This is a genomic window from Paraburkholderia sp. HC6.4b (assembly GCF_014200875.1).
Classification (GTDB): domain Bacteria; phylum Pseudomonadota; class Gammaproteobacteria; order Burkholderiales; family Burkholderiaceae; genus Paraburkholderia; species Paraburkholderia tuberum.
This window is the reverse complement of record NZ_JACHDC010000027.1, coordinates 77,564-99,871: the sequence shown is the minus strand read 5'-3', so window position 1 is coordinate 99,871 and position 22,308 is coordinate 77,564. Positions and strand designations below refer to the sequence as shown.

Here is a 22,308-nt window from a genome sequence, read left to right as displayed (position 1 = left end):
CCACCGGCAACAATCGCGGAGGGCATCATGAGAATCAGCGTTGACGGGCCGTCCGTCGTCTTTGCGATGATTGCGGTCGTGGCCCATGGCAGCGCACTCGCGAGGTCCGAAGCCTGCCATCCCACCTCGGAAAAGCAGATTTCCGCACTGTTCGATCGCTGGAACGACTCGCTGAAAACCGGCGACCCGCGGAAGGTCGTGGCGAACTACGCGCCGAACTCGATCCTGCTGCCGACCGTCTCGAACAGGCCGCGTTTGACCGTCGACGAAAAGCTCGACTATTTCAAACACTTCCTCGAAAACAAACCGGTCGGCACGATCGACTTCCGCGACATCATGATCGAATGCAACACCGCGATCGACTCGGGGCTCTACACCTTCAAGTTCGCGGACGGCTCGGTCGTCAAGGCGCGCTATACGTTCACCTACGCGTGGAATGGGCACAAGTGGCTGATTACCAGCCATCATTCGTCGAAAATGCCGGAAGGCAATTAGCCGATGTGGTTTAGAAAAAGTCAGGCTGGGACTTGAACCTCATTCACGAATGACCTGAATACGTCCCGCCTTGACTGCCGCCTTCAATACCGTCCAGTCCGTCTCATTCTGTTCCGCGCCTCGCTATCCCGTCCTTTCCGCCCGATGCGCGGCCTCCTGCACACCTCGTACAGCCGCGGCCACGATCAAGCCGGTGAATACCACGCCGATCAGCCCGAGGCATGCGGCGTCGATCCGGCCGAACGCCGAAGTGGGCACGACATCGCCGTACCCGATGGTGAGCGCCGTGATCGCGCAGAAGTACACGGTTTCACCCAGCGGCGACGGTGTCCGATTCGCTGTCTCGACGGGCGCGCCCCAGTAGTCCATGCCAATCGTCAGCAAGACGAACAGTAGAAGCAGACCGATCAGAATCGCTCTCAGATACCACAGGGTTATCGCCATTTCCTTCAGAATCTCACTAGCCCGAGGACGGACCGCGCCATCGCCTGTCGCATTTCCCATTGCACGCTCCTGTTGCGATCACCGGATCGGCTTTGCAGCATGCCGCACCGCCTCACTCCGCACGGCGGTGCTGCTCGAAAAGCAGAAGCATCAAATACGCATAGGCCGTTACGGCCAGAAAGAGCCCCATTCGCACGGCAAACGCGGTGTAGACATCCTTGCCCGCCACGCTGTCCTGCACCGATTGCCCGAGCAGAATGATCATCGTCACGAGACTGTTCAGCCAGAAGCCCGGCGAACAACGCGTGGGTTGCAGGCCGTACAGCTTGCGTCCCACCAGCAGGCCGAACAACAGCATCCACAGAAAGAACATCCACAAATGCACGAACAGCCTCAGTGCAAACCAGAACGCGATGGCGAGCAGACCGCCGAGCAGCGTCGAGCCGATCAGATCGCGTGCGGCGCCGCGGGCCGAGGTCGTGCAGGTTTGTCTGCCGAGGCTGACGGACTTCATGATGATCGGCATGTAGTTCGCCGGGTCGGTCATCGCGAGCAGATAGGCCGGCATGACGACGAGCGCGGCACGCAGCGCGATATAGGCCGCCTCGTCTTCCGCCATCGCTGCCGCGGCGGGCTGTTCTCGCGCGCCCATGCTTTCAGGAAACAATCTGTGCGCCAGCGTCGACGTCAGCACGGCAAGCAGAAGTCCCTTCGCCAGCGCGCCGACGACCGTCAGGGCCAGTTCGAAGTCGGCCGTGCCCGCGGCGGAAATCATCGTCAGTCCCGCGACCAGAAAAGTCGCGACGAGATTGTTGCCGCCACGCAGCCCGTAACGAAACGCGAAGAACAGCATGAGGCCGACGATCATGATGCCGGCCAACGCATAGTGACGAAGCAACGGAACGAGGAGCAGGCCGCTGCCGGTGGTCGACGCCACGACCAGCGAAAGAATCACGCCGGCCTTCAACGATAGCGGCCGATTCTGCGTGGCCAGCAGAAAAACCGTGAATACCGGCGCGACGACGGGTATCGGGAAATCGAGTCCAAAGCTGACGGCAAGAGCGATTGCCGTTCCGATAGCCACACGTATCGCGCGATAACCGAGGCGCTGGGTCACGGGTTGCATGGGCTTCTCAATAGACGTAGGAAAGCCAGCTCATCAGCCGGATGAACGCGTGTCCCAGCGGATTGAGCGGATTGCCCTGGGTCGGAAACGCCATCACTTCGGCCTGCCCGCCCACCCGCAGATTGCGCAGACGCGCGCGCTCGCTGTCGTCGAATTCGACGATTACCGGGAAACGCTGCGCGGGACGCAGCCAGTCGCGGCTATTCTGCACGGTGGGCAGGCTGCCCGCCGGCGTGCTCTGCCCCACGCTCACGCCATAGCCGATACTGCGAACCCGCCCGCCGAACACTTCGCCGGGCAGCACGTCCAAGGCGATCTCGACGCGCGTGCCGGGTTTGAGATGGCCCAGATTGTTCTCCGTCATGTCGGCGCTGACCCACACGTCGCGGATCGCGATCAGCGTCATGACCGGATTGCCCGCCGCGGCGAACTGACCGACTTCCGTGCGCAGATCGGTCACGACGCCGCTCGAGCGGGCTCTGATCCGCGCGTTGGCGAGATCGAGTTCGGCCTTCTCCAGCGCGCCAGCGGCGCTGCGCAACTGCGCATTCTCCGCCTCGCTTCCGCCCTGCTGCTCCCGCGCCCGCTCGACTTCGGCACGGGCCCCGTCGACCTGGCTTAGCGCCTGTTCATGCGTCGCCCGCGCGACCTCGAGGCGTCGCAGGGAGACGGTGCCCTCGTCTTCACGATAGAGCCGCTCGAGACGGTCGCTGTCCTGGCGCGCCTTGACCTCGTTCGCGATGGCGGCCCGCAACGCCGCGACTGCCGACTCGATGCCGGCCGTGCTGGCACCGAGCTGCCGGCGCGTGGACTCCAGATCGGCGCGCGCGCGGTCAGCGGCAATGCGGTAGGGCTCGCTATCGACTTCGAACAGCACGTCCCCCGCGTTGACATCCTGGTTGTTATGGACGAACACCCGCGTCACGCGTCCCGACACCTCGGCGGCGACGGGCACGACATAGGCCTGAATCCGCGCCTGCTGCGTATACGGCGTGAAGCGGTCGGCGAGCAGATACCAGATCAGGCTCAGCACGATCAGACAGACGACCCATTTGACCGCCCTGCCCGAAGGGTCGGCGGCAGGCGTCGACGACTTCGGCGGGGCGGCGGTTCGAGGCTCGCGGGTATCCTGGGTATCGCTCATCGTGACGCCCCTTCGGCTTGCCCCGGCGTACCGGAAGACGGCGCCGTCTGGTCGAGCAGGTCGCCCCAATCGGTGCGTTGCCGCATCTGCGCGCGCGTCGCCGCGTCGACGAGCGGCTGTTCGGTTTCCCAGCCGCCTCCGAGCGCCTTGTAAAGCGCGATCACACTACCGAGCGCATTGCTGCGATTGACCACGTACGCGTCCTGCTGCGCGAACAGCGCGCGCTGCGCATCGAGGACCCGCTGGAAGTCCGAATACCCTTCCCGATAGATCGTATTGGCGAGCGTCAGCGAGCGCCGCGCCGCGCCCTGCGCGTCATTCAGAATGGTGTCGCGCTGCAAGGCGGCGAGCAGCGCCGTCGCGGCATCGTCGGCCTCGCGCGCCGCCTCGCGCACCGTGTTCTGATAAGCGAGCGTCAACTCTTGCAGCCGTGCGTCCTGGACGCGCACGTTGTTCGTGATCCTGCCGTAATCGAACACGTTCCACGTCACGCTCGGGCCCGCGGCAAAGAGCAGTGTGCTCGGTGCGCCCGCGAGCGAACTGGCGGTCCACGTCAGCGTGCCGAGCAACGATACCGACGGGTACAGATCCGCTTTTGCCACGCCGATGAGCGCCGACTGCGAAGCCATCTGATACTCGGCCGCGCGAACGTCAGGGCGGCGCAACAGCAGATCGGCCGGCACGTCCTGCAGCACCGCATGATCCACCAGCGGCACCACGCCTTCCTTGCCCGACTGCACGTCGAGTTCCGGCAGCGGACCCGGCGCTCGCCCGATCAGCACCGACAGCGCATGACGCGCAAGCACGATCTGGCTTTCGAGATCGGGGATGCTGCTCAGCGTCCCAAGGTACTGCGTCTTCGCCTGCTGGAAGTCGAGTTCGTCGGATTCGCCAGCCTTGAAGAGCTTTTGAGCGATGTCGTAGCTGCGTTTTTGCAACTGGGCGTTCTCGCGAGCGATGCGTAGCCGCGCCTGCGCGACCCGCAGCGTGAAATACGTATCCGCGACCTGCGCGTGCAACAGAACCAGCGCATCGTCGCGGTTGGCTTGCGCGGCGAAGAACCCGGCGTCGGCCGATTCGATCGCGCGGCTGAAGCGTCCCCAGAAATCGAGTTCCCAGCCGATGCTGAAGCCCGCGCCGTACTGCACGAAGGCGCCCGAGCGCGGATTGGAACCATCCGAGCGCTTGCGCGCCGAAGCCAGTACATCGGCACTCGCCTGCTGCACCTGCGGATAGCGTCCCGCGAGCGCGATGCCGAGCTGTGCGCGCGCCTCGAGCACGCGTAGTCCGGCGATCTTCAGGTCGCCGTTGTTCGCGTCGGCTTCGGCGATCAGACGTTCGAGATTCCTATCGTCGAAGATCAGCCACCACTGGCGCACATCGGGCTGTGCACCCTGTTGCGTGACCCGCGTGATCGATTCGCTACTCCAGTGCTCGCTCCACGCTTCATGCTGCGGCTTGAAGTCCGGGCCCACCCGCATGCATCCGCTCAGGCCAACCGCCGCCCCGAAAAGCACTGCGATCCCGTACGGACGCATCAACGGTGACACGGAGCCATCCTCGAGCTTCAGGTCTGCTTCTGTTCGTGGGTCTGCGTGGGTTGCGTGGGTTGCCTGGGTTGAGGCTGGTCTCGGACCCAGCGCCAGAACAGCTGATAACCGACGGCCAGCATCACGGGCCCAACGAATAGCCCGATGACGCCTCCCGTCACCATGCCGCCGAGCGCTCCGATCAGCACGACCGGCATCGGCACCGCGACGCCACGGCCCAGCATCAATGGCTTGAGCACGTTGTCGGCGAGGCCCGCGACGAACACGTAAACCGAGAAGATGATGTTTGCGGTGTTCACGCCGTCCGTGACGATCACGAAGGCGATCACCGGAATGGTGATCAGCGTGGCCGGCAATTGCATGATGCCGAGCAGCAGCACGGCCAGCGCGAGCAACCCCGCGCCGGGTATCCCCTTCACGATGAAGCCGATGCCGATCAGCAGCATCTGGATAAACGCGATGCCCACTACCCCCTGGGCCACCGCGCGAATCGTCGCCGTGCACAAGTCGGCGATCTGAGCGCCGTTCTCGGGGCCCGAGATGCGCGAGGCGATCTGCACCGCGCTGTGATAGCCCTTCTCACCGTGGGCCATCAGGATGCCTGCGACGATCAGCGCGACGAAAAATATCACCAGGCCGGCACCGAGACCCGTCACCGTTGCAAGCACAGCGAGCCCGGCCTCCTTCAGCTGCGGGGCGAATTTATGCGCAAGACCGGTCAGGTCCGTCGATGCCTGTTGCCAGAAGTCGTACACACGCTGGCCGACCAGCGGCCAACTCGCCACCGAGTCCGCGGGAGGCGGAATCCGGAAGCTACCGCTCCTGGCAATGGCTATCGATTTCTCGACCGAATCGGCTACCGCGAGACCCAGCGCATACGTTGGCACCAGAATCACGACAAGCGCGACAAGCACGATCAGCGTGGCGATCAGGCCATCCTTGCCGCCGAGCATGGAGCGAAGCAGGACCTGCAGCGGATAGAGCGTGATCGCAAGAATCACCGACCAGGCCATCAGGTTAAGAAACGGCGCGAAGATCCGAAAACAGAATACGGCCAGGACCGCGATGAGTCCGGCGCGGATCAGGACGTCGAGCATCTCTCGGGACGGAGTCCGTTGGGGAATCGGTGTGAGCAGCATAAGTTGTTCTCCCGCCAGGTCGCGTCGCGGTTCGGCGGCGACACCGTGATAGGCCTGCAATCGCGAAAACTCAAACCCACTGGAACGTTCCTGACGCCAATACCAAGGCCTGCCTGCAATTCCGGCATTTTAGGAAGAGGAACGCGCCGGCTTTGTCGTCGACAGAACGCGGCGTTTCACTACTATTGAACCCGCGCCTGAAATATTCAATTGGACTTTGGTCTCATAGACCTCGAGCCGTCCGGAGCTCAGCCGCCGAGCCGCCGCTCACGGCCGGAATCTGGTATCCCACCGATGCGCCGGCCACGCCGCACGCCTTGGGCGACGTCACCCGGACCGTTGCGGCCGGCACGCCGATAGCAGGCCATCACCTGCCGCTGATCGTGCTGTCGCACGGCGGCGGCGGCTGGTACGGCGCCTTTCGAGTCGATGTTGCGATAGGAAGGAGACTCACCCGAATTCGTCGTGTTGCGGCAATTGGTCGGTGATCGAATACCACGGTGCCTTTGAACCCACGAAAATGTGGGCGGTGGGAGACATGGCGGGCGAGTCCGTGAGTGTTCCCAGCGTGACGTGAACGTACTGCCCCTGACGAACCACCGAGAACATCAGGCTTCCACATATTTTGCAGCGCACATCATGCGACGCTCGTTCATCGCCGAAAATCAACAGGCTGTCTTCGCCCCGAGTGATGCGCAGCTTGTCGCGCTCGATTCCCGCGAAGGGTTTGAACGCCGAGCCGGTCGCGCGCCGGCAGTTTGAACAGTGGCAGTTCAACGCATAGACGAATTCGTCCTTCACCGAGTAATGGACCGCACCGCAAAGGCATCGGCCGGCAAGCAATGGTTTCATGGCTGCTTTTAAACAGAAGGTACGTCGCAAATTGGAAAGTCACGCAGCCGTGATTATTCGCGAGCCGACGCGCGATGTCGAACCCCCAGACCGCTAGCGCCTGAAAATGACCTGCGCCGTGCCGACCTCGATCGGAGAGGAGGTGTGCTGGTGGACAATTTTCCATCCGTCGGCCTGCTGCCTCAGCGTCATGGTCAGGCGATTGTCCATGGAGCGCAGTTCCAATCCGTCGGCGTCGACGGCTTTATACGTCGCGAAGGCGTGAACGACGGCGAGGTCCGCGGCGACGATTGTTTGCGCCGCGCTGAAATCGACTATCACACGTTCCGTACCCAGCGAACCGAACCAGCCCTCCACCATGTCGCGCCACGATGCGATGCCGTGGTACGACCATGTTCCCCACATGTCGAAGACCACCGCATCGCGGTCGTATAGCGCAACGAACGCGTCCACGTCTTTTGCCAATACCGCGGCTTTGTAGCCTTCCAGGACTTGCAGGATCGGATTGTCGAGTCGGTTCACGGTGTGCTCCCAGGTCGGATGACGATGGCGGCCAGACCTGGCGCAAAACGGCAGATCCAAGGTTCCTGGCCAATTGTCTTACCAGGTAACGACGATCGACGCACCATCGGATCGACATTCCCCCGAAAAAACCTTCAACACGATATTGCGTTGCATTGATCAGATCCCGCCCGCTGCGCGGATCACTGGGCGATCTGCTGACGTTGATACTCGTCGTGCTTCATTTGCATATAGTCGGCGCGGCTGACCTCGTGCAGTTGCCGCGGATACTGCTCGGTCGCATCGAACCAGTCAGCGAGGCGTTTGTCGAGGCGGGCGTTGGGCGGGCTGGAAAGCGCGCCAAGATAGGCATCGATGGCGAGGTAGTAGCGCATCGTATTGCGTTCGACCAGGCCGCGCACGCCGCCGATGTATTGCGGCTCGCTCGTCGACGAATCGGGCGTAGCGGAAAAGCCGACCTTGTCGCTGCCGATCGTCGCCAGGTAGGTTTTCATGGCAATCCGTCCCGCCGTGCCATATCCGTACGCGTAGGTCAGGTGAATAAAGGTGCGGTTATCGCCCACCGGTATCGCTTCCAGCACGATACGGTAGTCTTTCGTGCTCAGCGGACCCTTGGCGGCAGTGAGCTCGACGCGAAAATAATCAGGGGTGCTCGCTACCGCACGAAAGTTGAATTGCACGCGGTACGACGACGAAAGCGATTCCTCGGTTTTCTTGCCGATGTTCACGGTGAGGATCGTACCGCTGTCGCTGGTCGACGCATGGCAGTATTTGGTGTTCAGATGCAGGATCAGCACGTCGCACCAGTTGGCCGGGCCCTGAGTCGGGTCGTTGAGGGCGCCGCTGACCACCGCGAAAGGATAGTTGAGCACCCCGTAAATATCGCCCTTGAGCGCCGACGGCAACTCCTGCGATTCGAGGTACAGCGGTCGCTGAAACTGGTTGTGCGCGAGTTGCTGCGTCAGACTTTGATATTTCGCGTGCAGGCGAGCCGCGCCGTCGTCCGCTTGCGCGACGACGCTCTGGCATAAGAAACAGAACACCGTCGTGATCAAGACCATCCACCACGGTCGCGTCCGCCGATTACCTGTCAGGTATGTCGCAAGCCTGCTCATGGTCCTCCTCCTACTTTGGCTCAGGTCGTGGCGCAACGGAGGCGGATCCGATCCTGGCGCCCTCGTGGTTCCCGCATATCGCCGACGTCATACGGCCATGCGCAAATACAGGCCGCGGAACCCGGACCCTCAACGCTCGCCTACGCTGATTCGCCTGACGTCCCCCGACATCATCCGAGCATAGGTCTCACTCATTTTCGCCGCGAGCAGTCTTTTGCTCTCGACAGAGTAGTGATCGTTTACATCAAGCTGTAGATAAGGCATTGCGTCGATCTCCAATGAGAGTGTTGCGCACGCGCCAACTATATGCCGCGCCATCCAATCGATCAAAACCGTCGCCGCACCACGCTCTGGCGAGCCAATCGTCGCTCATGTCCGTAGCAGTGTCGAACGCCAGGCAGGCATGGCTGACGGGCACTCTGTTTTGGCCAATTGCCCTTGCATAATGGTCTTCACTATTTACACGAAGTCCCGGATCAACGAGGTATGTTCGCTGCCGGGAACTCGCCACCGACATTCAACAGCGATGAGTCGTTTATTTCATTGGCTGTCCTATTGTTTGTTCGCGTTCTCGCCCACAGCGTGCCTGCTGTCAAATCGATCGTCAGGAGAATCGTCATGCGTAAGATGCTTACCGTCGCTGTCGCAGCGTTTTGTATTGCGTCCTTTTCGCACGAAAGTCGTGCCTCTGGCGATGATGATGTCCCACAAGCCCGATGCACGCTACCTCAAGGTACGGTCGCATTGGTGGAAAAGCAGTTGCATACGGTCGTGAACCTGTCCGATGCGAACGGCGGGATCTTCAAGCCTAACCGGATGTGGGCGGCCATTGTCGATCGGCAGGGGCATCTGTGTTCGGTGATCGTGACCGGCGACGCCTGGCCCGGTAGCCGGGCCATTGCAATCGCGAAGGCTTATACCGCGAACGGTTTCAGCAACGACGCACTCGCCCTATCGACGGCAAATCTCTATGCGGCCGCCCAGCCGGGCGGCTCCCTTTACGGCCTGAATAATTCGAATCCTTTTGACGCGCGCTTCCTCGAACAGGGCAGCGGCATCGGACACACGCTTGGCGGCGTCATTACCTTCGGCGGCGGCGTCGCGCTTTATGCAGCAGGGAAAGTCATCGGAGGATTGGGCGTGAGCGGCGATAGCGCCTGCGCCGATCATGCGATCGCCTATCGCATGCGCAAGCTCGCGGGGCTCGGCACTGTACCCGCCGGCCAAGGCCCGAACAACACGGATAACATCGTCTATTCAACGAGCGGATCTCCGATCGGCTTTGAGCATCCTCATTGCTTCCCGAGCGACCTGAGCGCCGATAAGATCGAGCAGATACCTTCGCACTGACCGGCTTCGAACGGTTGGCCGGCGACACCCACTGACGACGGCAATCATCGACCCGTGGCATCGGGCTTCCGGACAACGTATCGGAAGCCCGCGTAGCGTCTCGGACAGTCGGATCTGGAGTGCGTTCGTACCCGCAGAGTGATGCGGTGAAAATCGTCAACGCATCTGCCCGTCAATTTGCCTGCGCAGACGATTCTCCTCGTCTTGAAGCTCGGGCGTAAAAGCTTCGCCAAAGTCCGCAGGCTCAAAGAACGGGCGAATCTCGATCTCTGAATCACTGACCATCGGATTCGGGCAGCGCTTTACCCATTCAATCGCTTCGTCCATCGATTGAACCTGCCAGAGCCAGTACCCGGCGATCAATTCCTTGGTTTCCGCAAACGGGCCGTCAATGACGGTGCGGTCCTTCCCTGAGAACCTCACGCGAGCGCCGGCCGAACTCGGCTTCAACCCGTCGCCGCCCTGCATGATGCCGGCCTTGACTAATTGCTCGTTGTACTGCCCCATCGCCGTGAGGAGTTCGGTACTCGGCATTTGCCCGGCTTCCGATTCGGGGGTTGCCTTGATCATGACCATGACGCGCATTTGGGTTTTCCCTTAGAAGACGAAAGTGTCTGGAGGCAACGGCGCCTCCAGTGACTACGACGAATGATCATAGGGGAAATCGACACGCGCAAGACACGATTGCTGGTCACGGCACTGCGAACGCGTTGTGCACCGACTTTTCGCCTGTATCGGCGGGCCATTGTGCGCGGATCTTCGTCACGACCGGCTCCGGAAGCGGTATGTAATCCAGCGCGTTGACCGTCGGCCCACCATGACTCAACGCCCATTCGAAAAACTTCAAGGTGGCTTCGTCGTGGCCCGGCTTGTTCGGCATCGCGGGAAGCAACACATAAGTCGCACCCATGACCGGCCAGGCATCCTTGCCCGGCTGGTTGGTCAGCGATTGCGAGAGAGAGCCCGACCAGTCGGCGCTCGCCGCGGCTGCCTTGAAGGTCGCGGCGCTGGGCTGAACGACATTACCCGCCGCATTGGTCATGGCAACGTACTTCAAGCGGTTCTGTTTCGTGAAATCCCATGCGACATAGCCGATTGCGCCGGGCAGATAGCCGACATACGTGGCAATGCCCTCGTTGCCTTTGCCGCCGATGCCGAGCGGCCACCGCACGCTAGTGCCTTCGCCTACCCTGCGCTTCCATTCGGGACTGACCTGCGCGAGGTAGTGAGTCCAGATCAGCGTCGTGCCCGAGCCATCCTGGCGACGCACCACGGCAATCGGGTAATTAGGCATCTTGATCTTTGGGTTCAACCGCACGATTGCCGGGTCGTCCCAGAACTGAATCTTGCCGAGATAGATGTCGGCGACGACCGGCCCCGTCAACATCACCTCGCCGGCTTTGAGCCCCGGAAGGTTCACGACGGCTACCACGCCGCCGATTACGATTGGAAATTGCCGCAAGCCGTTGCGGGTCAGTTGATCGTCGGTCAGTGGCGCGTCCGAGCCCGCAAAGTCGACTTCCCGGGCGATGACCTGCTTGAGCCCATCGGACGAACCCGTGCCCTGATAGATCACCGTGCTGCCACCCGACTTCTGGTAGTCGGCGGCCCATTGGGTGTAGAGGGGAGCGGCGAACGTGCTGCCGGCTCCCTTGATGTCGGCGGCGTAGGCCGCGGCTGCGCATGAACAGCAGATCAGACCGGCCATGATGGCGTCGGATGTTCTCACGAATGTCTCCCGTCGGTTCTTGTTCCGGGACATCGCTGATCCAGACCTGCCACCGCATGAGCTCGTTGGAGGGCGACCGTGCCGGTAATTCAATGTGCAGTTTTCATCGGGTGTGTCAGGTCTCCTGCATGACGCGCCATACGACACATTAAAGAACGGTGACAGACCGAATTCCAGTTGAATCATGCTATCGAACGCGCCGTGCCCGGCGGCCTCTTCCCCAATTGCAGGCATCCGGTTTCCGGACAGCCGACACACATCAGACATCCCTTCACGTCTCGTCCCACGGTGGCACGCCCGAGAACGCGTTGACCAGGAAATCGATTGCCGCACGAACTTTTGCGCTCACGTGGCGACGGCTCGGATACAGCGCGAGCACATCGATATCCGGCAAACGGTATTCAGGCAATACCTGGACGAGCCGGCCTGCGCGTAGGTCAGCGACGCTGGCCACCAACCTGACGAGCGCGTTTGTCGGCGCCAAGCATCAGATTCCTGAAATGATCAAGCAAGGCGGTGGGTCGATCATCTTCACGTCGACGTTCGTCGGCTACTCGTTCGCCTTCCCGGGGACCGCCGCCTATGCCGCGAGCAAGGTCGGGCTGATCGGACTGACGCAAGCGCTCGCGGCTGAATACGGCCCGCAAGGCGTGCGCGTCAACGCGATCCTCCCGGGTGCGGTGGACACGCAGATGTATCGCGGTATGAACGATACGGCCGAATCGCAGACGTTCGTGACCGGGCTGCACGCGCTCAAGCGGGTCGCAAAGCCGGAAGAGATTGCCCGCTCGGCGCTCTACCTTGCTTCCGACGATTCGTCCTTCGTGACGGGTACCGCTTCGTTGGTGGACGGTGGGGGCTTCGATTACACGCACCTGAGCTTTCTTGACGACGGCACCCGCGGGAATGCGGATGTTCGACGACGACCCGCGCACGGCTGCTTGACCCACGCTTCGATGATGTCGGCTCGTGTCCGGAGGTACGGTATCGGATGCGCGGCCGACATCGGAGCGTTCGGGCGCGAGCGTCGACCGGCGTCGGCTGATGGACGAACCCCCTACCATGAAAAATAAACGACCACTGTGCGGTTCCTCACCTAACCTTTGATCAGTTGAACCGCGAAAAGCAAAGCGCGAGTCAGCCGGAGTAACCAACAAGGAGGCGGGCCATCATGAAGACGTTAGTCCACACAGCTTGCGCGGTCGCGGTCATGGCTGTGTCAGTTGCATCGCTGGCGCAGTCGGACGGGGCGCTGACGCACGCGCAAGTGCAGGCAGAAATCGCTCAGCTCGAGCAAGCCGGCTTCAATCCGGCCAATGCGAATACCGTCGACTTTCCTACCAACATGCCGACCACCAACGCCACTGCCGCAGGCCAGAGCAGCGGCTACGGCCCCGCGACCAGCGGTACGCAGCAGATGGGTAATCCGGCCAGCACGAGTGGGATGAAGCCGGTGTTCTTTGGCGGATCGTAAGCCTGCTCGCCTGACCAGCTCGACGATGCAGAGCATGCCGTCCCCGCCGGGGACGGCGTGGAGTGTCGTGCTATGCGCGCTTGCAGAGTGGTTTCGGCCGCCGCCTGAATGCCCGAAGCCGTCATGACGACGATTTCGGACGCACCCGACCCGAGCGCCATGTCGCATGGCGCCTGTTGTATTGCCAGCCTTGTTTCGCTGAGCGCCTGGGCGCAAACAGCTAACACCTCGTCAGCGTTTGTTAACGTCGATGGTCAGGATTTCGTATCCGGGGTCGGCGTGCTCGTTCGCGACTTTATTCGCTTCCTCATACGAGCGAAAGGACGTGGCTTCCTTAATCTCCGGTGCCATGCCGATATCGCCGTCCTCTGCCGTGCAGAGGAACTTTTCGCCGGTCTTTACGACGTAGACGGTCGTCATATTTCCCTCCATGGCTTGCAGGGGAACTTCCAGTCTAGCAGGCTGGTAGGGTTGCACACGGTTCGCTGAGGCGATTCTGCTTTGCCTGGTCCGATCGCTGCATTCGCTCAGGGCGTCACTGCGCGATCGACCGCCGCACATTGCGGGCGATCCACGCCGCAAGACCGGAACGGCCCGCGATCGACAGCGTGCGGCGCGGCCCCAGCACGATGCCGCCAATCACCAGCGCGAGAAGCAGCGCAACATGCGGCGCCTCGGCGAGCGACGCGAGCACATTGCCGGCGGAGGAGCGCGAGGCTGCCCGCACCGCCGGCAACGCGGCAGTCTGGTTCGCCGCGACCAATGCGGCTCGCGATGCCTCCATGCGTTCCAGAATGGTGAGCCGGGCAAGCTCATTTGCGTGATGTGGCTGACTCATTTGAGCGACTCCCTGAGAGCGTCGAGATCGGAATGAATCTCGGCCTTGAGCACGTGAAGCGATTGCGCCGGTTTCTGCGCCCGCAAGACGAGCAAGGACACGATGCACACGAGCAGCCACGCGGCGGCAACGCCCCAGACCACCGCAAGGAAGTAAGGCGTCTGCCACGCGGTGGCGATGATCGCGATGCAAATGAAGGACAGCGTGAACAGGCCCGCGACTGCCAACGCCATGAGTGCGCTCAACTCGCGCACCAGACGCTTTCGCGTCTCCTCGACTTCCAGCGCGAACAGTTCGCTATAGTCGGTTACACGTTCGACGCAGAATCGCCCGACGTTGCGCCACCTCGTGACCTTCGCATGGATCGACATTCCGTCCTCCTTACGATTCATTTGCGGCGGCCGCCATCAGCAAAGACTTCGCCTCTCGGCCGACAGAGCGAAGCGACGCCAGCGTTGAGCGCAGCGCAAGAGCCGGGCCCGCGCTGAGCGATCGCACGCCGCGTGCCCGTTTCTGGACGGATGCCTCCACGCGTTCGCCCTGTCGGCACAGCGCTTGCTCGAATCATGCAGATCATTCGCTCGCCGAGGACAGCATGACCCCGCTCCCCCCAACCGATCACACTGACCGCAGCGCCGGCGCAAGCATCGGCGAGACCGGCTCCGATATGGCTAGCGCGGACGGACGCGCGATGCCGGCCGCGCGCGCCGAGCCCGGCTCCCACCACGCGATGCATGACGCGCACCGCGGCGCGCTGATCACGGTGACCGCGCATCGGAACTCGCGAGGCGCCTGGATCGCCGACGTGTCGATTTCCCGCGAGGGCCGGCCGCTGGAGATACCCGCCAATCTGGCCAACGTGGAGCCCGTGACGCCGGAATGGCTCACCGAGGCGGAAGCGTTGCGCGCCGGCGTCGAACAGGGCCGCTATCTGATCGACCGGACGCTGGGCGGCGGCTCCGCACCTCTGTCGGCGTCGCTGGGGCCGGTGCGCTGACGCGGGCGTCGCCACACGCGCACGTCGCAATACGCGCACGTTGCAAATGTTGTAATTGCGGGTTCGACGGATTGTCCGGGTCGAGATTGTCTTTTTGATCGCCGAGGCGTTAGAACCGTGCCCGCGCCGGCGACCCGGCGCAAACGCGTTACTCGTCGCTATCCAGCCCGCCCGGCAGCGGCCCGATCGTCATGCCCGCGCCCGACCCTGTGCGGGTTCCTGGGGGATAGGCATCGGTTGCTGTCTCGGGCGGAACGTCCGCGACGCAGCGGCTCGCGTCGCCGTCGCGCAGACATTGCACGAAACGGTCCGCCTCCTGTGGCGAACGAAATCCGTAGATCTTGCTGGCAACCTGCACCTGTGTGTCCGACAGTCGCTTCGACGGCGTTTCCATCACCACTCCTTTTTGCTCGAAGATCTATTGCTACGAGCAACGCGCGCGCCACCTCCAATGCAATCGCGCCGCGACTGCGGCACAGCGCTTGAGTTGGCCCTACGCAGACCTGGCAGGCCTAGCGCGCCGCGCTCAACCGTCTTGCGTCGGCGATGCCGACGGCGGCCCGCAAGTCGTCCGGATGAACCATCAATTCGCGGACCTCGCGCAGCGTCGCGTACTGGTCGAGCGCCGTCCGCCATCTCGGCGATTCGAGCAACTGATGCCACACCGGTTCCAGCACCGCGCAATCGGCATCACGGCCATCCGCCAGTGCGGCCGCGAAATCGAGGCTGGCGTGCGCCGACAGCAGCTGCATCCGGCTCGCAGGGCCCAGCACGCGCGGCGCCGCTTCGACGGGTGCGTCGCAGCAATAGAGCACGGTCCTGCGAAGACCGGCCCCGTCGCTCGTCAGCGCGGCGAGCGACGCGCCGCTCAATCCCACCGTCCCCTGCTGCGTCCGAAACGGGTAGACGGTGTGCGGGTCCGCATGCGCAAGCAGCGTCAGTCCACGCACGAGCCGCGGCAGATCGGTGGTGGCCGCATCGACCGATGCCTTCGCTTCGACGAGCAGGCAGACGTCCCACGCCGCCGCGTCGGCCGGGGGCTGTGCCTGGCGCAGCAGCACCACGTCCCATTCGGTTTTCGCGCGCTCGTGGCTCGCGGGTATCGCGGCCGGCACGCGCATCGAGTTCACGACACGGTACGAGGCGAGCGCACCGTGCGCGTCATTGAGGCGCCGCGCGAGCGCGTCGAGCGCATCGGCGGCCGATGCCTCGACCGCGGCGCCGCGCTGCTTCGAACTCAAGCCTCGTGCTACGGCAGTCGAGCTTCCCGGCCGCGGCCCCTGGCGATCCCACAGCGTCTGGTACTGACGCACGCGCTCGTCGGACGCGAGCGCGTAAAGACGGCGCAAGCGGTGCAAAGCGGCACTCTCCAGCAATTGCGCGAGGCCGCGTTGCAGCGCCGCGTCGTGCGCGATTTGCGGCGTATCGATGCAAGCTTGCACGGCTTCGGCCAGCGCGGGCCACGCTTCGGCGAACGCCAGCGCGTGCAGACGCGCCAGCGCGTCGCGTTGCAGGCCGGGTAGCAGCCGCTGCTGTTTGGCCGGATGTGCGATCGCATTGACGGCCACGTAGATCAGCCGGCGATCGACGCTCGCGTGCGCGGCCAGCGACGCGTACTCGCGCACCACCGTGCTGCGATGCCGTAGCAGCATCGCCTGAAACACCGGGTCGCCGGCTTCCTCGCGCATCGCCTCCCGAATCATGCGCGCGAGCGCCTCGACGAAGAAGCGCTGGTTCGCCGCATCCGGCGCTTCGCCACGCGCGCTCGCCTCGCGAGCCTGCTCGATCGCGAGCGCGAGCACGGTGGCGGGTCTCGCTTGCTGCGTCGGCGCGCAGACGGCCGCAAGCGCCGGCAGGCGATAGCGACGCGCGACAGCGTCGAGCATCTCGTCGAGCAACGAAGGCGATGGCGTCAAGGACATAGCGATATGTCGATCAGTTGGCGAAATAACTGTACATGAAGGTTCGATGCGGCGCGCGGACCGGCACGGGCCGCCCCGTCAAAACGCCATTGCCATAAACTTCATGAAAAATGGGCGCTGGGAAATCCCGATAAACATTACAAAATACAAACATGAATCGAACCGGCAATTACATTTTTCCGACATTAAACATGCACTACGAATTCAGCACGAAAATTGCTCTCCGGATTAACACGGAGAAAACCGGCTTCAACCATGCAGATGCTTAACGCTCGGCGTACACTCGCCGGGAAGCGCTTGCCATAAGGCGCAAGGGCTACGGTGCCGTCCGCGATCAAACGCGGTTTTGTGGAGACTGAGGAGAACAATCAATGAGCTGGACTCGGGAACAGAGAAACGTCACGATCGCCGCCTATCTAGGCTGGACCCTCGACGCATTCGATTTCTTTCTGATGGTGTTCGTATTGAAAGATATCGCGCAGGAATTCAATACGGACATTCCTTCGGTCACAGTCGCGATCATGCTGACCTTGATGATGCGCCCGCTCGGCGCATTGATTTTCGGCTGGCTCGCCGACAAATACGGCCGTCGTCCGACGCTGATGGTCAACATCGCGTGCTTCTCGCTGCTCGAACTGCTGTCCGGTCTGTCGCCGAACCTGATGACGCTGCTCGTGCTGCGCGCGCTATTCGGTATCGCGATGGGCGGCGAATGGGGTGTCGGCGGCGCGCTGACCATGGAAACCGTGCCGACGAAGTCGCGCGGTATCGTGTCGGGTCTTCTGCAAGCCGGTTATCCGAGCGGCTACCTGCTCGCGTCGATCGTGTTCGGCCTGTTCTATCAATACCTCGGCTGGCGCGGCATGTTCTTCGTCGGCGTGCTGCCCGCGCTGCTCGTGCTGTACATTCGCGCGCACGTGCCGGAGTCGCCCGCGTTCAAGACGCTCGAGAAGAAGGTCCGTCCTGGCCTCGTCGCGACGCTCAAGCTGAACGTCGGTCTGTCGATGTACGCGATCATCCTGATGACCGCCTTCAACTTCTTCTCGCACGGCTCGCAGGATCTGTATCCGACCTTCCTGCGCGTACAGCGCCAGTTCGACGCGCACACGGTGTCGTGGATCACGATCACGCTGAACATCGGCGCGATCTGCGGCGGTCTGTTCTTCGGCTGGGCGTCGGAGAAGATCGGCCGCAAGCGCGCGATTTTCATCGCCGCGTTGATCGCGCTGCCGGTGCTGCCGCTGTGGGCCTTCTCGACCACGCCGATCCTGCTCGCGCTCGGCGCGTTCCTGATGCAGATCTCGGTGCAAGGCGCCTGGGGCGTGATTCCGGTGCACCTGAACGAAATCTCGCCCGATGAAATCCGCGCGACCTTCCCCGGTCTCGTGTATCAGCTCGGCAATCTGATCGCGTCGGTCAACGGTCCGCTGCAAGCGAAAATCGCCGAAGTGCACGGCAACAACTACGCGCTCGTGCTGGCGATCGTGGTCGGCATCGTCGCGATCCTGATCTGCGCGCTGATTCCGTTCAGTCGCGAGCGCCGTGGCATCGACATGACGCAGTCCGCGCGTGAAGTCGTCGGCGCGGGCTCGACGGGTAGCGCGGTCGGAGGACGAGTTTAAGAGCTTGAGGCTTTCGAACCAGACGGCTAGCCAATACGCGTCAACGCGTGGGAGCCGGGTCAACCCGGTCGTCGAGCGCAAGGCCAGATTACATCGCAACACGACACGAGGCCGTTCCGATTCGTTCGGAACGGTCTTTTTATTTTCCGCGCGGCATGACGCGCCGCGCTTCGCCAGCATGGCTCCCCGACAGGTCTTCTAGAGGAGTTCGTCGAGCCCGTCCCTTGATCGCACCGACCATCCTTTCTTATCCTAAAAAAACGGTCGTTTCAAATATCGATTTGAATCGCGTGTTTGCGAGCCGGCTGCCCCGGCAACTGGGAGACGGCAACATGGCAGTTCGCACAGCCGGCCGGCATGCCGGCGATACGAAGTCACGCATTCTCGACGCCGCGGAGACGCTGTTCATCGAATGCGGCTATGAGGCGATGTCGCTGCGCCAGATCACTTCGCGCGCCGAAGTCAATCTCGCGGCGGTCAACTATCACTTCGGCAGCAAGGAATCGCTGATTCACTCGATGCTGTCGCGCCGGCTCGATCAGCTGAACCGGGAGCGCCTGAAGCTGCTCGACCGCTTCGACGTCATGCTCGGCGCGCGCCTGACCTGCGAGCACGTGCTCGGCGCGATGTTCATTCCGGCGCTGCGTCTGTCGCGCGATCCGCGTGTCGGCGGCAAAGCGTTTCTGCGCCTGCTCGGGCGCGCCTACACCGATCCCGCGTCGTTCATCCGCGACTTTCTGAACGCGCATTACGAAGCGGTGGCGATGCGCTTCTTCGACGCGTTCCAGCGCGCGCTGCCGCATCTGCCGCGCGAGGAGCTCGGCTGGCGGTTGCATTTCGCGATTGGCGCGCTGTCGGGGGTGCTCGCCGGCACCGATACCGACAGCCTGATTGCCGAGTTCTCGCAAGGCAAGTCGATGAACGATCTGCAGCTCATCGCGCGCCTTGCGTCGCTGATGGTCTCCGCGCTGAAGGCGCCGCTGCCGGACGGCACGCAACTGGCCGCGTTCGGCGCCGTGCTCGGCGATGCGACCGACGGCGGCGTGGACGGCACGTTCGCCAGTGCGCAAGAACAGACCAGCGGCGAGGCGGCCGCGTGCGCAGTGGCACGCGACACGTTCGACAGCAACAGCCGCGGCGGCACGATGGAAGCGGCGCCGGCAAGCTATCAGCATGGGCTGCACGGCACCGCCTGACGACGTCTCACGGCGTCATCGCGTCATCACTCGACGTAACCACCACACGTCGTACATGGAACCCGAACGAGCTCGCTTACCCGAGCAGTACATCTACGTTGCGCAGCGTCAGTCGAATCGGTAAGACACGGTAACGCCCGACGCAAGTGCGCGACTCGCAGCTGGCCCGGCGATTGCGTCACCACAGAGGAGGAAACGTCATGCCGTGGTTCATCCTGGCGCTCGTCATCGCCGCATTCGCTCTCGTCTACGTTCAGGCCCGCGCCTCATGGTGGCTCGCGGCGCTGATCGTCTGGGTCGCGGCCGCACTCGTGAGCGGCGCGGCCGGCCCGCTGCTGACGACACTGCTCGCGATCGTGTTCGTACTCCCCGCCCTCGTGCTGACGATCAAACCGCTGCGCCGCGCATGGCTCGCGAAACCGGTGCTCGACACGTTCCGCAAGATCCTGCCGCAGATGTCGCCGACCGAGCGCGACGCGATCGAGGCGGGCACGGTCTGGTGGGACGCCGAGCTGTTCTCGGGCCGCCCGCACTGGGACACGCTGCTCGGCTATGGCCCGGCCGTGCTCAGCGCCGAAGAGCAGACGTTCCTCGACGTCGAATGCGAGCAGCTGTGCGACCTCGCGAACGACTGGGAAACCACGATGGTCTGGCAGGACCTGTCGCCGCCAACGTGGCAGTTCATCAAGCAGCACGGCTTTCTCGGCATGATCATTCCGAAGCAGTACGGCGGCAAGCAGTTCTCCGCGTACGCGCATTCGCAGGTGATCATGAAGCTCGCAACGCGCTGCTCGGCCGCGGCCGTGTCGGTGATGGTGCCGAACTCGCTCGGCCCGGCCGAGTTGCTGATGCACTACGGCACCGACGCGCAGAAGAACTACTATCTGCCGCGTCTCGCGCGCGGCGAGGAAATCCCCTGCTTCGCGCTGACGAGCCCGTATGCCGGGTCCGACGCCGCCGCGATTCCCGATGTCGGCATCGCTTGCCGGGGCCTGCACGAAGGCCGCGAGACGCTCGGCTTTCGCGTCACGTGGGACAAGCGCTACATCACGCTCGGGCCGATCGCGACCGTACTCGGCCTCGCGTTCCGCGCGCTCGACCCCGACCATCTGCTCGGCGCGAACGACGAACCCGGCATCACCTGCGCGCTGATTCCGACCGACCACCCTGGCGTCGATATCGGCCGGCGTCACTGGCCGTTGAACGCGGTGTTCCAGAACGGCCCGAACTCGGGCAAGGACGTGTTCATTCCGCTCGACTGGGTGATCGGCGGACGCGCCCAGGTCGGCAACGGCTGGCGCATGCTGATGGAGTGTCTGGCGGCGGGCCGCGCGATCTCGCTGCCGTCGTCGAACGTCGGGATGGCGAAGATTGCCGTGCGCGGCACCGGCGCATATGCCGCGATTCGGCGCCAGTTCCGCACCGCCGTCGGCAAGTTCGAGGGCGTGCAGGAAGCGCTCGGCCGCATGGGCGGCAACCTGTACGTGATGGACGCCGCGCGCCGGCTGTCCGCGCAGGCGGTCGACCTCGGCGAAAAGCCGTCCGTCATTTCGGCGATCGCCAAATATCACATCACCGAGCGCGCGCGCATGGTCATCAACGACGGCATGGACGTCGTCGCCGGCAAGGGTATTTGCATGGGGCCGTCGAACTTTCTGGCGCGCGCGTATCAGCAAATGCCGATCTCGATCACCGTCGAAGGCGCGAACATTCTGACGCGCTGTCTGATCATCTTCGGCCAGGGCGCGATTCGCTGCCATCCGTACGTGTTGAAGGAAATGACGGCGACGCGCGAGCCCGATCGCGCGAAAGCCTTGCGCGAGTTCGACGCGGCGTTCTTCGGTCACGTGAATTTCACGGTGTCGAACGTGGTGCGCAGTGCCGTGTATGGGCTGAGCGGCGGCGCGCTGATCGCGAAGCCGCGCCGCGCGTATGCGCCGCTCCATGCGTACTATCGCGCGGCGACGCGTCTGTCGGCCGTGTTCGCGTTGCTCGCCGACGTGTCGATGTTGGTGCTCGGCGGCGATCTGAAGCGTCGCGAACGCATCTCGGGACGCCTCGGGGACGTGCTGTCGCAGCTGTTCCTGATCTCGGCGACGCTGAAGCGTTTCGAGGACGAAGGCCGACAGCACGACGACCTGCCGCTCGTGCGGTGGGGCGTCGAGGATGCGCTGTACAAGGCGCAGCACGCGCTCGACGGCGTGCTCGCGAACTACCCGAACCGGGTCGCCGCGACGCTCGTGCGTGTGCTCGCATTCCCGTTCGGCCTGCCGCATCGCGAGCCGTCGGACCGGCTCGGCAGCGAGATCGCCGAACTGATGCAAACGCCCGGCGCCGCGCGCGAGCGGCTCGTCGCCGACTCGTACGTGCCGCACCCCGACGTCGATGCGCTCGGCTATGGCGAGCTCGCGTTCGCGCTCAATCCGCAGTTCACGCAAATCGAGCAGAAGCTGCGCGAGGCGGTGAAGCAGGGTCTGCTCGAACCGCTGCCGCAAAGCCTGCCGCAGTTCGCCGCATGGACCGATGCGGCGCAACGCCAGGGCCTCGTCGACGCGGACGAGCGGCGCGTGCTCGACGACTACGCGCGCTACGGCGCGCAGGTCGTCAAGGTCGACGATTTCCCGGCCGACTTCGACCTGCTCGCGAGCTTGCAACAGCGCAAGCAGGCGCTCGAAAAGGCGCTGGAACTGGTGGCCTGATGCGCGCGCTCACGCAGAAAAAACTACCGACCCAGCGCGGCAAACCGTACCCGAGTCACGCAACTCAAGGCACACTGACACACGTCCGGCGCCC

Annotated in this window: 22 protein-coding genes and 3 pseudogenes; 8 read left to right on the top strand and 17 right to left on the bottom strand. The window is 63.3% G+C overall.

Annotation, left to right across the window (positions count from 1 at the left end; genetic code table 11):
* The first annotated feature begins 27 nt into the window (after nt 1-27).
* Nucleotides 28-495 (top strand): nuclear transport factor 2 family protein, encoded by a 468-nt coding sequence (locus HDG34_RS33690; protein WP_184066881.1) that lies wholly within the window; start codon nt 28-30, stop codon nt 493-495.
* Between the two features lie 123 nt (nt 496-618).
* On the opposite strand, the gene HDG34_RS33685 is transcribed toward HDG34_RS33690, so the two are convergent.
* The 9 genes and pseudogenes from HDG34_RS33685 to HDG34_RS39625 form a co-directional block, all read right to left on the bottom strand.
* Nucleotides 619-999, bottom strand: coding sequence for a potassium channel family protein (locus tag HDG34_RS33685; protein ID WP_184066878.1), 381 nt, complete (start codon nt 997-999; stop codon nt 619-621).
* Nucleotides 1,000-1,051: 52 nt separating this feature from the next.
* Complete coding sequence (locus HDG34_RS33680) at nt 1,052-2,065, bottom strand: DUF2955 domain-containing protein (RefSeq protein ID WP_184066876.1); 1,014 nt, start codon at nt 2,063-2,065, stop codon at nt 1,052-1,054.
* Nucleotides 2,066-2,072: 7 nt separating this feature from the next.
* Nucleotides 2,073-3,209, bottom strand: coding sequence for an HlyD family secretion protein (locus HDG34_RS33675; RefSeq protein WP_184066872.1), 1,137 nt, complete (start codon nt 3,207-3,209; stop codon nt 2,073-2,075).
* Nucleotides 3,206-4,747, bottom strand: coding sequence for a TolC family protein (locus HDG34_RS33670; protein WP_184066959.1), 1,542 nt, complete (start codon nt 4,745-4,747; stop codon nt 3,206-3,208). The genes HDG34_RS33675 and HDG34_RS33670 overlap by 4 nt, the downstream gene beginning before the upstream one ends.
* 29 nt (nt 4,748-4,776) lie before the next feature.
* A complete protein-coding gene (locus tag HDG34_RS33665; RefSeq protein WP_184066869.1) occupies nt 4,777-5,898 on the bottom strand; it encodes an AI-2E family transporter in 1,122 nt (373 codons plus the stop codon).
* A 450-nt stretch (nt 5,899-6,348) separates the two neighbouring features.
* Nucleotides 6,349-6,750: a GFA family protein gene (locus tag HDG34_RS33660; protein ID WP_184029718.1), complete on the bottom strand. Its 402-nt coding sequence runs from the start codon at nt 6,748-6,750 to the stop codon at nt 6,349-6,351.
* Between the two features lie 93 nt (nt 6,751-6,843).
* The gene (locus HDG34_RS33655) at nt 6,844-7,272 is read right to left on the bottom strand and encodes a nuclear transport factor 2 family protein (RefSeq protein WP_184066866.1); all 429 of its coding nucleotides are present in this window, start codon (nt 7,270-7,272) and stop codon (nt 6,844-6,846) included.
* Between the two features lie 182 nt (nt 7,273-7,454).
* Nucleotides 7,455-8,387, bottom strand: coding sequence for a hypothetical protein (locus HDG34_RS33650; protein WP_184066864.1), 933 nt, complete (start codon nt 8,385-8,387; stop codon nt 7,455-7,457).
* A gap of 132 nt (nt 8,388-8,519) precedes the next feature.
* A pseudogene (locus tag HDG34_RS39625) lies at nt 8,520-8,651 on the bottom strand (tautomerase); the annotation flags it as partial.
* Nucleotides 8,652-9,005: 354 nt separating this feature from the next.
* Here HDG34_RS39625 and HDG34_RS33645 point away from each other — a divergent pair.
* Complete coding sequence (locus HDG34_RS33645) at nt 9,006-9,737, top strand: heme-binding protein (RefSeq protein WP_184066861.1); 732 nt, start codon at nt 9,006-9,008, stop codon at nt 9,735-9,737.
* A 156-nt stretch (nt 9,738-9,893) separates the two neighbouring features.
* Here the strand turns inward: HDG34_RS33645 and HDG34_RS33640 are convergent, their stop codons facing one another.
* From HDG34_RS33640 to HDG34_RS33630, 3 genes and pseudogenes are all read right to left on the bottom strand, one after another.
* Nucleotides 9,894-10,322 (bottom strand): YciI family protein, encoded by a 429-nt coding sequence (locus HDG34_RS33640; protein WP_184066858.1) that lies wholly within the window; start codon nt 10,320-10,322, stop codon nt 9,894-9,896.
* Nucleotides 10,323-10,428: 106 nt separating this feature from the next.
* The gene (gene pstS, locus HDG34_RS33635) at nt 10,429-11,445 is read right to left on the bottom strand and encodes a phosphate ABC transporter substrate-binding protein PstS (RefSeq protein WP_184066956.1); all 1,017 of its coding nucleotides are present in this window, start codon (nt 11,443-11,445) and stop codon (nt 10,429-10,431) included.
* A 292-nt stretch (nt 11,446-11,737) separates the two neighbouring features.
* Nucleotides 11,738-11,905, bottom strand: a pseudogene (locus tag HDG34_RS33630) (LysR family transcriptional regulator); the annotation flags it as partial.
* Here HDG34_RS33630 and HDG34_RS33625 point away from each other — a divergent pair.
* Nucleotides 11,904-12,345: pseudogene (locus HDG34_RS33625) on the top strand (SDR family oxidoreductase); the annotation flags it as partial. The pseudogenes HDG34_RS33630 and HDG34_RS33625 overlap by 2 nt on opposite strands.
* Nucleotides 12,346-12,637: 292 nt before the next feature.
* Nucleotides 12,638-12,940 (top strand): DUF4148 domain-containing protein, encoded by a 303-nt coding sequence (locus tag HDG34_RS33620; RefSeq protein WP_184029736.1) that lies wholly within the window; start codon nt 12,638-12,640, stop codon nt 12,938-12,940.
* Between the two features lie 231 nt (nt 12,941-13,171).
* Here the strand turns inward: HDG34_RS33620 and HDG34_RS33615 are convergent, their stop codons facing one another.
* The 3 genes from HDG34_RS33615 to HDG34_RS33605 all read right to left on the bottom strand — a co-directional run bounded on the left by HDG34_RS33615 (nt 13,172) and on the right by HDG34_RS33605 (nt 14,149).
* On the bottom strand, nt 13,172-13,360 hold the full coding sequence (locus HDG34_RS33615) for a hypothetical protein (protein ID WP_018418322.1): 189 nt from the start codon (nt 13,358-13,360) through the stop codon (nt 13,172-13,174).
* A 115-nt stretch (nt 13,361-13,475) separates the two neighbouring features.
* The gene (locus tag HDG34_RS33610) at nt 13,476-13,778 is read right to left on the bottom strand and encodes a hypothetical protein (RefSeq protein WP_260321419.1); all 303 of its coding nucleotides are present in this window, start codon (nt 13,776-13,778) and stop codon (nt 13,476-13,478) included.
* Nucleotides 13,775-14,149 (bottom strand): phage holin family protein, encoded by a 375-nt coding sequence (locus HDG34_RS33605; RefSeq protein WP_184029739.1) that lies wholly within the window; start codon nt 14,147-14,149, stop codon nt 13,775-13,777. The genes HDG34_RS33610 and HDG34_RS33605 overlap by 4 nt, the downstream gene beginning before the upstream one ends.
* A gap of 224 nt (nt 14,150-14,373) precedes the next feature.
* Here HDG34_RS33605 and HDG34_RS33600 point away from each other — a divergent pair, with 224 nt between their 5' ends.
* A complete protein-coding gene (locus HDG34_RS33600; protein ID WP_184066855.1) occupies nt 14,374-14,775 on the top strand; it encodes a DUF6566 family protein in 402 nt (133 codons plus the stop codon).
* Between the two features lie 148 nt (nt 14,776-14,923).
* Here HDG34_RS33600 and HDG34_RS33595 read toward each other — a convergent pair whose 3' ends face one another.
* Both HDG34_RS33595 and HDG34_RS33590 read right to left on the bottom strand, forming a co-directional pair.
* The gene (locus HDG34_RS33595; protein ID WP_090804167.1) at nt 14,924-15,169 is read right to left on the bottom strand and encodes a hypothetical protein; all 246 of its coding nucleotides are present in this window, start codon (nt 15,167-15,169) and stop codon (nt 14,924-14,926) included.
* Between the two features lie 118 nt (nt 15,170-15,287).
* Nucleotides 15,288-16,697 carry a 3-deoxy-D-arabino-heptulosonate 7-phosphate synthase gene (locus tag HDG34_RS33590; protein ID WP_184066852.1) on the bottom strand — a complete coding sequence of 470 codons (1,410 nt, stop codon included), beginning with the start codon at nt 16,695-16,697 and terminating at the stop codon, nt 15,288-15,290.
* Between the two features lie 371 nt (nt 16,698-17,068).
* On the opposite strand from HDG34_RS33590, the gene HDG34_RS33585 reads away from it, so the two are divergent.
* The 3 genes from HDG34_RS33585 (at nt 17,069) to HDG34_RS33575 (ending at nt 22,214) form a co-directional block, all read left to right on the top strand.
* The gene (locus HDG34_RS33585) at nt 17,069-18,319 is read left to right on the top strand and encodes an MFS transporter (RefSeq protein WP_184066849.1); all 1,251 of its coding nucleotides are present in this window, start codon (nt 17,069-17,071) and stop codon (nt 18,317-18,319) included.
* Nucleotides 18,320-18,651: 332 nt separating this feature from the next.
* Nucleotides 18,652-19,515, top strand: coding sequence for a TetR/AcrR family transcriptional regulator (locus HDG34_RS33580; protein WP_184066953.1), 864 nt, complete (start codon nt 18,652-18,654; stop codon nt 19,513-19,515).
* A 200-nt stretch (nt 19,516-19,715) separates the two neighbouring features.
* Nucleotides 19,716-22,214, top strand: coding sequence for an acyl-CoA dehydrogenase (locus HDG34_RS33575; protein WP_184066846.1), 2,499 nt, complete (start codon nt 19,716-19,718; stop codon nt 22,212-22,214).
* Nucleotides 22,215-22,308: the final 94 nt, after the last annotated feature.